This window comes from Nocardia sp. NPDC060220, from assembly GCF_042727815.1.
Lineage (GTDB): Bacteria > Actinomycetota > Actinomycetes > Mycobacteriales > Mycobacteriaceae > Nocardia.
Window position 1 is genome coordinate 1 of record NZ_JBHWZY010000752.1, and the last position, 3436, is coordinate 3436.

A 3436-nucleotide genomic window follows, 5' to 3' on the forward strand; every position below is an offset into this window, starting at 1 on the left:
GCCCAGGGTAGCGCTCCGCCGACGTCGCCCCTCGCCGAGAATCCGCAGTTCGGAGCGGACGCACGAAGCGGGCTGCCCCACTTCACAATTCGATGTACCCCTGGGATCGGGTGCGCGCTATGCTGCCCGACAGGGCCCCGCGCGCAGGTGCAGTACCGCGGCGGGTCGAGTGGGGAAGCGGCGAGGCCGCACAGACGGGAAGGTCAGAACACCGATCATGCGTGGGGTAAGAACAGTTCTTCGGCGAGTGATGGCAGGCGCCGTCGTGGTGGTGGTGCCGTTCGGCGCCTCCGTCGCGCCTGCCGCCGCCGATGCCGACCCGTCCGCGATCGACTTCCGGGTGGATACGTCGATGGGGGAGATCAACACCAGGATCATCCGCGCGGCCGACGGCAACACCGATCGGGTGGTCTACCTGCTCGACGGCGAACGCGCCGAGGACGACCTGAACGGGTGGGAGAAGCACACCACCATCCCGGCACAGATGGCCAAGTTCAACATCAACGTCGTGATGCCGGTCGGCGGGCAGTCCAGCTTCTACGCCGACTGGGAGCAGCCGAGCAACTTCTTCGGCGTCAACCCCGACGGGTCGATGCTGCCCAGCGCCGACTCCGGTTCGGCGATCGGCGGCTGGGAGGACACCCAGGGCAAGGTCAACACCTACCAGTGGGAAACCTTCATCACCAAGACGCTGCCGGAGGCGATGAAGTCCCGGCTGGGCTTCAGCGCGACCCGCAACGGTGTGGTCGGCCTGTCCAGCGGCGGTAGCGCGGCGATGCTGATGGCGGCTTACCACCCCGAGCAGTTCACCTACGCGGGGTCGCTGTCGGGCTACCTGCACATGTCGATGCCCGGCATGCGCGAGGCGCTCGGCGGGGCGATGATCGCCAGCGGTGGGTACAACATCGAGGCGATGGCGCCCGCGGGCAGTGAGAAGTGGAAGCGGATGGACCCGTACGGGTTCGTCGAGAAGTTGATCGCCAACAACACCCGCCTCTACGTCTCCGCGGGGAGCGCCAAGCCCGCCGACCAGGACCTGTCCTCGGTCGACGCGATCACCCAGGGCATGCCACTGGAGGCGATCGCCCTGGCCAACACCCGCTCGTTCGAGAATCGGGTGACCGCACTGGGTTACGAGAACGTCAGCTACGACTTCCCCGACATCGGCATCCACAACTGGGGCACCTGGGAACAGGTCGCCATCCGGCTGATGCCCGACATGGCGCGCAACATCGGCAAGCCGCTGCCCGCGGGCGCGACCCCGCCCGCCGGTGGCGCACCGCCCGTCGACGGGCCTCCGGCCGGTGGCCCGCCCGCCGGTGGTGAACCGCCGAAGTAGCCTCTGCCACAACCGAAACCGCCGCTACCCGTGCTCGGGTAGCGGCGGTTCGCGTTTGCGGGGGTCAGCTGGTTTTGATCGGGGTTTCGTTCGTCAGGCCCCAGCGGAGCTCGGTGCGCACGGTGATGTCCGCCGGTGGTGCGGCGACGGTGCGGGTGAGGCGTTGGAGCTCGCCCCAGTCGCGGGTCCAGTCCTCGGCCAGATAAGCCGGAATGGTGCGTGACTGCATGAGCATGCCGGTCCAGCCGAGGGGGCCGCCGCCGGTGTCGCCCTGCCAGGTCTCGGAGACCTGGGCGTTGAGCTTGTCGGGCTGGATTCGCCAGATCGGCATCTCCGCGACACCGGTGTGGTGGTCGAACGGACGCTGGCACGGGAAAGCCAGTCCCACATGCCAATCCGCGAGGACCGGGTCGGTGCTGCCGACGACGGTGTTCAGGCTCGACAGTTTCGGCAGGCGCGGTGGGGTGATCGCGAGCCACTGCATGGGGTCGGGCTCCGCCGCGTCGGCGACGAGACGAACGGCAGTGGTGCCCACAGGAACTCGATCCAGCGCGATCGGGAGGTTCCGCCAGCCCGGAGCGCCACCAACCGTCGGCGGGACCGCATCGCCCAGGGCGATGGTGGTTCCGTCCTCGGCCCTACGAGCGAACTCCACTCGCAAGCGCTGCCCTGGCATGCGTGAGCCGTCGGGCGCCGTGGACTCGATCCGACCGGCCACCGTCAGGATCATCACCCGGTACACCGGATTCTGCTGTGCGGCGGCCAGATCCAGCCGATACCACTGCGTCGTCAACTGCGTTCGCTGTGGTTCGCCGGTCGAGTAACTGCCGAGTACCGGTGTTCGTTCGGGGGCGAGACCGAACGGCAATGCCGCCGTGCTGCCGTTCACGCCGGCCACGGCAGGACCGGACGCGCCGGGTGGTCCCGCGTTCGGACCGCTCGGTGGTGCCTCGGCAGAGCCGCCGTTGCTGCCCGGCGTCCCGTTCACGCCACCTGGAGAAGTGCCCCCACCAGGTGCTGAGCCACCGGGGCTCGCACCGCCGGGGCCTGAGCTGCCGGGTGCGCCTCCGCCGGGGCCTGGGCCGCCGGGTCCGCTTCCGCTGGGGCTGGGGCCGGAACCCGAAGGTGGGGCGGAGGATTGGCCGGGACCGGGATCGGGGGCGAGGCTTCCGACACCGTTCGGGGTGAAGCCGGTGTTCTCGGCGGCCAGCCCGTCGGCGACGGTGCCGCTGTACGGGGTCAGCAGGGAGTCGGCGGTATTCGTCTCGACGAGAACGTCATCGGCCATCGCGCACCGGTCACCCGTCAGCGCGCGCAGATTCGACAGCCCGACCGAATAGGCCGGGTACTGCGAAACAGCCGCCGCGGCAAGTGAACCCACTTCGAACAGCACCATGGCCGCTGCGGCAACGGTCAGTGGTGCGACAGCCGGGATCTTGCGATTCGGCCTGCGGCGACCGATACCGCCACCGGACTTCCGCTGCACGCTGCTTCCGCGTTCGAGTACTCGACTCGTGTCAGAACCGGCGGCATCGCCGTCGGTTCCGTGATCACCGGTGCCACCGTCGTCATCGCCCGGGTCGCGGAGGCCATCGGCACCGTCTCCTACGGCCGAGGGCTCGATGCCTGCACGGTAGTACTGGAACAGGGCCGCGAGGAGGGTTGCGGCCGTCGCGGCGAGGAAGAGGGTCGACACCTCGATCCCGCCGAGCGTGGGGGCGCGGTCGGGCCACGGGACCCCGTAGCCGGAGACGTACCACCACCCGTTGGAGCCGGTGAAGCTCACGGCGAGCAGCAACAGCACCGCGGCGGCGAACAGTGTTCGCAGATAGTTCCGGCCGACGCGGACCAGCGCCATTGCCGTGATCGCGGCGAGTGCAGCCGCCAGGCCCCCGTAGACGCCGAAATGATGCGTCCACTTGGTGGGGGTGAACATCATCAGCAGCAGTGCCATGAAGACGACGGCGAGGATTCGGGTCACCGGGCCACGCGCGGTCGCCGGGATCCGACCGCGGCGCAGCGTCGCGACGATACCGACCGCGAGGCACAGGAGCATGGCGAGGACGCCGAAGCGCCGGGCCAGGGAGCCGTCGGGGT

At 69.3% G+C, this 3436-nt stretch carries 2 protein-coding genes; one reads left to right on the plus strand and one right to left on the minus strand.

Annotated features, from left to right (window positions below):
• The first annotated feature begins 250 nt into the window (after positions 1-250).
• Positions 251-1339 carry an alpha/beta hydrolase gene (locus ACFWF3_RS28990; RefSeq protein ID WP_379316728.1) on the plus strand — a complete coding sequence of 363 codons (1089 nt, stop codon included), beginning with the start codon at positions 251-253 and terminating at the stop codon, positions 1337-1339.
• A 64-nt stretch (positions 1340-1403) separates the two neighbouring features.
• On the opposite strand, the gene ACFWF3_RS28995 is transcribed toward ACFWF3_RS28990, so the two are convergent.
• Positions 1404-3436, minus strand: a 2033-nt coding sequence (locus ACFWF3_RS28995) for an arabinosyltransferase C-terminal domain-containing protein (RefSeq protein WP_379316730.1), incomplete at its 5' end; no start/stop codon positions are given.

Excerpts from the sequence above, each read along its gene's own strand:
- ACFWF3_RS28990 (WP_379316728.1), top strand. The coding sequence starts at position 251 with ATGGCAGGCGCCGTCGTGGTGGTGGTGCCGTTCGGCGCCTCCGTCGCG.